1 protein-coding gene is annotated in these 687 nt (G+C 63.9%); it reads right to left on the minus strand.

From position 1 onward, the window contains the following. Nucleotides 1–687, minus strand: a 687-nt coding sequence (locus XH79_RS06805; protein ID WP_271581149.1) for a UDP-glucose dehydrogenase family protein, incomplete at both ends; no start/stop codon positions are given.

Below are 687 nucleotides of genomic sequence, written 5' to 3' on the forward strand. Positions count from 1 at the left end.
TAGGTGAAGCCGGCAGCCGCCATCTCTTCGGGACGGTAGATGTTGCGGAGATCGACGACGACGGGCTGCGCCATGGTCGCCTTCAGCCGGTCGAGATCGAGCGCGCGGAACTGCACCCATTCGGTGACGATGACCAGCGCGTCGGCGCCCTGCGCGCAGGAATAGGCGTCCTCGCAATAGGTGATGCTGGGCAGCTCGCTTTTGGCCTGCTCCATGCCGACGGGATCGTAGGCCTTGACCTTCGCGCCCATGTCGATGAGGCCGGTCACCAGCGGGATCGACGGCGCATCGCGCATGTCGTCGGTATCGGGCTTGAAGGTGAGGCCGAGCACGGCGATGGTCTTGCCGCGCAAGCTTCCGCCGAGCGCCTGGCTGACCTTTCGGGCCATCGCGCGCTTGCGGTTCTCGTTCACGGCAAGCACGGATTCGACGATGCGCAAGGACACGTCGTAGTCCTGTGCGATCTTGATCAGCGCCTTGGTGTCCTTCGGGAAGCATGAGCCGCCGAAGCCCGGACCAGCATGCAGGAATTTGGTGCCGATGCGATTGTCGAGGCCAATGCCGCGCGCGACCTCCTGCACGTTGGCGCCGACCTTTTCCGAGAGGTCAGCGATCTCGTTGATGAAGGTGATCTTGGTCGCGAGGAAGGCGTTCGCGGCGTATTTGATCATCTCCGCAGTGCGGCGC

This window comes from Bradyrhizobium sp. CCBAU 45389 (genome assembly GCF_028128625.1).
Taxonomy (GTDB): domain Bacteria; phylum Pseudomonadota; class Alphaproteobacteria; order Rhizobiales; family Xanthobacteraceae; genus Bradyrhizobium; species Bradyrhizobium liaoningense_B.